The sequence below is a fragment of the Curtobacterium flaccumfaciens genome (genome assembly GCF_051548005.1).
Taxonomy (GTDB): Bacteria; Actinomycetota; Actinomycetes; order Actinomycetales; family Microbacteriaceae; genus Curtobacterium.
The window spans coordinates 1-5,447 of the sequence record NZ_JBPUGH010000194.1; the positions used below are offsets into that span (position 1 = coordinate 1).

Genomic DNA, 5,447 nt, shown 5'->3' on the forward strand with positions numbered 1-5,447 from the left:
CGGCTGCGGCTGCGGCTGCGGCTGCGGCTGCGGCTGCCGCTGCGGCTGCCGCCGCGCAGGGGCACCACGGCACAACCGCACCGCACCGCAGAACGGAACGGCGCGGCCCCGCGTCGGTCCTTCCCGGCACCGGGACTCGGCCCCGCCCGAGTAGACAGGCCGCATGGACACCGCACCGATGCTCGCGAAGGCCGTACCGACCGTCCCCGAGCCGGACAGTGTTCGTGGCGGCCTCCGGTACGAGCCGAAGTGGGACGGGTTCCTTTACTGAACTCTGCAAGTCAGGCGCGAAGATCGGTCACTTCGTCCCGGTCCTCGTCGAACGCGCGCACGCCGCCGCCGCGACGGCTGAGCTCCGGTTGAAGGCCGGATGGCCCAGGCGCTCCCACCTGCCGCTTGACCGCAGGGCGATGGTTACACGGACAGCGACTTCCCGCCAAGCGGATGCAGACCGGCCGCGCCTCGCGGGCCCAGTTGCCGAAAAACTACGCGCGGTCGGTTGGGTCGTGAGCGTACATGAGGAAATCCCGACCGAGGGCTGTTGGGAGAGACCAATAGAGCAACGGTTAGCACCCTCGGTTTGTCCGTCGAGATTTCCGAGTTTTCGCGTAGTGTCGTCGAACCAAGCGCTTGTGATGTCGACGATCAGGTTCAGCCCAGACAGTCGCCGCTTGCGCTCCTTGACGCGATTTGCGCCTTCACCTTCGATAAAGGCTTGCATATGGTTGACCTGACTTGGATTAGGTCAGCTGGCACTGCCGTGCCCCTGCAAGGGTGCCGCGAGTCGTTCGCGGGCGTCCTCGTGCCGATCGACAGGAGTTGCGTCGATGACGCGGCGGATCATCAGTTCCAGGAATCGAGCAGGGTTCAGACTAACGGGGACAGCGTCACGGCGAATCTGAACCGAAGGCAGGTTGGCTAGCGCTTCGTCGACTGCCGTGGCGGGGACTTCTTCGCCTTCGCTTTGGAGGCTGTCATCGTCAATTCCAGCAGCGACGAATGGGTTGTCTGCGTCACCATCGTCTGCTGCATCGTCTCGTGTGGAAGCGGACGCGACGTCTTCGCCGTACTCGATCATGATGAGCGCGACTGCGTGGTACGCGTCGTCCTCGCGACCGAGCTTCTGCAGGAGGTCGATGAGCCAGCGAGCTTTCTTGGGCTCCTCGGTCAGGATTGTCGAGCGGAGCCCGTAGACGAAACCGAGGGCTGCAAGCGGGTGCCGGAGGCGAAGGTTCTTGGCATCGCCGTAGCTCTCTTCGACACGGTTGGCAGCGTTTTTCCCGAAGCTGGAGTCCATGCGCTTGGTGCTAATGAGCAGTTCGGGGCCCGTGTCCCAGTCAGACATGACGACGTCGACCTGCTTGAGGTAGTTCTTTCCGAGGATGTTCGCGGAGGCCGACACGACACCCTTTATCGGAGTGGGGTTTGCGAGCCGCTTCGCGAGCTGGGCGCGTTCCTTGCCTTTCAGTGCGCGCAAGAGGTTCGCGATCGCGGCCGGCAGGATGCGGGGGTGCTCGGCGCGCGGCCATGTCGCGTCGGGGGCAAAGCCGGCGCGGCGGAGTTCGTACGAAACCCACACGTCCAGCGCGAGCGCGGGCACCCCGGTTGTTGTGGGCGCTTCCAAGTACAGCGGTACACCGAGGAGTCGTTGCAGGACGGGAAAGTCTGGCTCGTAGCGGACCGTGCCGTCGGCGTCGCAAATCCAGGGGTTGGTGTGGACGCCTTCTGGGGCGGCGTCGGCGCAGATCCGGTCGAAGATTGCCCATGCTTTGGACCGGATGGAGCGTTCAGCGGCCACTGTCAGCTCGCGCCACTCGTCGGGACGTCATGGCAGCGTGCGCTGTGCGCACGAGCTGCAGCTCCTCTGTCGAGACCAAGCCCTGGTCAACGAGAAGTGCTTGGTCCACGAGCCGCACTGCTGCGAGCAGGTCGCCTTGGCGAAGCAGCCGGGCTACGCGCGACTTCACGTCACGGAGTGCATCGGCTCGTTCCCGCACGAGCGCGGGTGAGGGCATAGCCCACACGTCTGCTTCCCGGGGTTCGATCTTCAAGATGCCGCCGCCGTAGGCACGTCCGACCATCTCCGCGTTCAGCAGCGTCACGGAGTTCAGTGACGCCAGCGGCAGGAGCTCCCGGCCGAGGTCGCGGTGCTCGTCAACGAGGTACACGCCGTGCACGGAGTTGAGGTGCAGCGCAGCCGCCTCGTTGGTCGTCAGCCGAGGCGTGTCCGCGTTCATGCACGTGAGAAGCAGATCTGCGGGCGGCAGCAGCGGGACTTGATACCACGTACGTCGCACCCGGCACTTGTATGCCTGGTCAACGCCCGCCATATGACCTGCTTGCACGTAAGCGGTTGCGGCCGGAGTCAGCCGAGATCCAGGCCGGAACAACCACGTCGCTTTGCCGGCCGCACCGAGGTCCGTGAGGTTGTGCCGGGTGAGAGACAACCCGCGGAGGTGCGCACTACCGGGCGGTGAGAGGCGAACTAGGTCGGCTCGGCCGAGGCCGAGTTCACGGGCTCGTGCCGGTGAGAGCGCGAAGTAGCTGTTGTTGCCCGTCACCATGCCGAGTGTGGTGTCGCCCCAATTCTCGAGGTCTGTGAACGCTTCGGACTCCCGTAGTCGACGGAGAGGCCGGAGCGCATCTGCACCCACGAGGAGTCCGGTCCATTTATCGGCAGGACGCTTCGGTGACCACCGCAGCGCGTCTCCGAGCGTGGTGAGAGCATCGGCGTCTTGTGCTTCGCGAATGGTGGCGTGGTCTGTGGGGCCCTGGTCGAAGCCGTCGGCGAGCAGCAGCACGACGTCTGCTTCCGCTTCGGGGAACACACGTTCGGTGAACAGCACCAGCTCGACGCTGGCGAACCGGTCAAAGAGAAACTGGCGGACCGGGGCGGCGTAGTTCACGCTCAGTAGCTCGGCGGGCAGCACCAACCCCATCCGTCCTCCTGGTCGGAGGAATAGTGCGGACTGGATGGTGAACGCCGCCCAGCTCGACGCGAGGCCGGTCAGTGCAACGCCGGCGCTGAGCGCCGCCGCCCGAGACCGCGTACGGGACTCACCGGTGAAGTCCTGATACCGGATGTACGGCGGGTTGCCGATGACGGCGTCGTACGTCGGGGTCGGATCGACGAGGAAGAAGTCGCTGTGGATCACCGTCGGCACCCCGCCCGCATCAGCGACGCGTTCAGCAGCGACGCGGGCGCTGTACTCGTGAATCTCCACACCGGTCACACCTGGCTGTACGGCTCCAAGTTCGGTGAGGCGCCGTACCGCCTCCACAAGGAACGCCGCGTCCCCCGCTGACGGCTCCATGATCGCGTCGCTCGAATCGCGGACAGCCCAATCGGTGATGAAGCGAGTCAGCGGTTCTGGCGTGAAGAACGCGCCCCGCGCTTTACGCAGCTCCGACGTGTCGACGGAGTGGGGCAGTTCAGCAGTGCTCACCGGTCCATTGTCGACTACACGGACGACAACTCGGCGCGACCCACCGTCAACTGGGGCGCTCACATCTGAAGGGAGGCACGCCCGCCAGACCTACCCGCGGACCGGGCTCCTCGTCCCGGCGCCAGGCGAGGCGCTTGCACGCGTCGACGGAGCGCTTGCACGCTTCGACGGCGAGGGAGGCTACCAGCAGAGCCGCTGATGCAGCGAACGCTCCGGCTGAGACCGGCCGGGCGGCAACGAGCAGCAGCGCGAACCCAGCGACAACCGAAACCGAGGACCCGAGGGCGAGGACGGTGACGGTGACGGCGACACCGGCCGGTGACACGGGTGACGATGCCGTCATTGCTCATGTCAGAGGTATGCGCGGACGACGCAAGTCCGCATACCGCTCAGGTGGTCGGCGCGGACTTCGCGTCCATGTCTTTCAACCACTTGTCGGTGGGGGCCCAACCGCCGGTGCGACTCATCGCGTACCTCAGGAGCACCTCCCGGCGCACGGATGGCTTCCATTTCGCGCGCTGCCACTCGGGCAGTTCGTGAAGGTCAGAGATGAACACGTTCGCGCTGTTGTCGAGGAGCGCATACGCGGACCGCCACTCCTCAGCAACCCGCTGCGGCGCCCACCGCAGTGCGTAATCAGCGCCGACGTCGCTCTTGGACTCAAACCGGCTGCGGATGAACGCTTCAACGACTGGTTTTCTCGAGACTGGCTTCGCGGCCCTGACCCCGGCATCCTCGATGGCCGCCTGGATGAGTTGCTGCGCCCGCGCCAACTGTTCACGTCGCTCCCGGTCGCGTTTCTCGTCCGTGTCTTCCTGCCATTCCTCACGCTCGGCGGTCAGCTCCTGCGACCAGTCCACGGCCACCCACCACGCGTAGGACACCCCCGCTCCGATGAATCGGAGATCCATCCCCTCGAGGTCGCCGTCGTGACTCGCGGCGTTGCCCCGGAGGCTAGCCGGCACCCCTTCAGCGTCGCCAAGGAACTCCGCTAGGTCGAACGTCCGCTCCCCTAGGGTGACGAAGGCGGCGCCGACATGGCTTGCGATGTCGAGCGCGTCGTCGAGGGTGACATCGGGAGCAGCAAACAGCACGTCGGTGTTCTTCACAACTATCGCCGGCAGCAGCCGCAGGTTTCGGCCAGCCGCTTCTAACGGAGCCCGCTCGAGCATCGCCCGCAGCTCGGCAGGAGTAACGGTCGAAGCAGCATCATCGTCATCGGGCATGCCTTCACCGTATCGGGTGTCTGCGGAAGCGCAGATGATTACCGGAAGGAGGTCGCCACTGGCTTCAGATCCAGGCGCGAAGTTCTCGCGATGGAGCCTCGCGAACCCGCCCTGCTGATTTTTCCGGACATCGCGAGCATGGGGAACGTTTGGTGAAAGTCTCGCGCCTCAGAAGCGCCGACTCGATGGGAGGCTTGCATGTCAGGAACGGACCGAGACGTCGTGGCAGGTCGACCGCGCGCTGCTCACCAGTGCAGTGGCCTTGTCCCCGAGTGAAGTTTCGGGCCTACTCAAGCGGCGCGGCTGCTGCGCATATGGCGACGCACCCGTGCAGAATGACGAGTATGAGCGACGTTAACTTCGATGGGGACCCTTCGTCGTCGGCCGAACCGACTCCCAGTACGCGATACGCGTCGCGTGACCCGCGCGATCAAGCTAGGGTCGAGGACGAAGTTGGGAATCCAACGGACCGACTGTTGGCCCTGAAGGACCGTATCAAAAAAGAACGCGTCCGCACGTTCAGCACCGTCGAAAGCGATTTCCTTGCGCTACTTTGGTGTATCGATACGTACCGGGGTAAACATGTAATACCCAGAACTCCTTTGCTCAACCGCAGTCGCTCGAAGGACGAAAGCGGCGAGGGCTTGTATCGAAGCAAGGGGAACTGGTTTTCTGAGGTGATCGCCTTGATCCTCGGCAACAAGACAACAAGCACCCTTGCGCCGCGAGCTCGCGTCAAGGGGTTCTCCCAGGAACATCAGATCGACATTGCTTG

Annotated in this window: 4 protein-coding genes; 1 reads left to right on the forward strand and 3 read right to left on the reverse strand. The window is 64.7% G+C overall.

All coding sequences use genetic code 11. From position 1 onward, the window contains the following. Positions 1-745: 745 nt before the first annotated feature. The 3 genes from ACSW7Y_RS15940 to ACSW7Y_RS15950 form a co-directional block, all read right to left on the reverse strand. Positions 746-1,798 carry a hypothetical protein gene (locus tag ACSW7Y_RS15940; RefSeq protein ID WP_438127219.1) on the reverse strand — a complete coding sequence of 351 codons (1,053 nt, stop codon included), beginning with the start codon at positions 1,796-1,798 and terminating at the stop codon, positions 746-748. Beyond that, complete coding sequence (locus ACSW7Y_RS15945) at positions 1,788-3,446, reverse strand: N-6 DNA methylase (RefSeq protein WP_438127220.1); 1,659 nt, start codon at positions 3,444-3,446, stop codon at positions 1,788-1,790. The genes ACSW7Y_RS15940 and ACSW7Y_RS15945 overlap by 11 nt, the downstream gene beginning before the upstream one ends. Positions 3,447-3,835: 389 nt before the next feature. Then, positions 3,836-4,672, reverse strand: coding sequence for a hypothetical protein (locus ACSW7Y_RS15950; protein ID WP_438127221.1), 837 nt, complete (start codon positions 4,670-4,672; stop codon positions 3,836-3,838). A gap of 344 nt (positions 4,673-5,016) precedes the next feature. Here ACSW7Y_RS15950 and ACSW7Y_RS15955 point away from each other — a divergent pair. Further along, positions 5,017-5,447 (forward strand): hypothetical protein (locus tag ACSW7Y_RS15955; protein ID WP_438127222.1); only part of this gene is annotated, 431 nt, incomplete at its 3' end.

Coding starts and splice junctions, on each gene's coding strand:
- ACSW7Y_RS15950 (WP_438127221.1), bottom strand. CDS start 4,672: ATGCCCGATGACGATGATGCTGCTTCGACCGTTACTCCTGCCGAGCTG.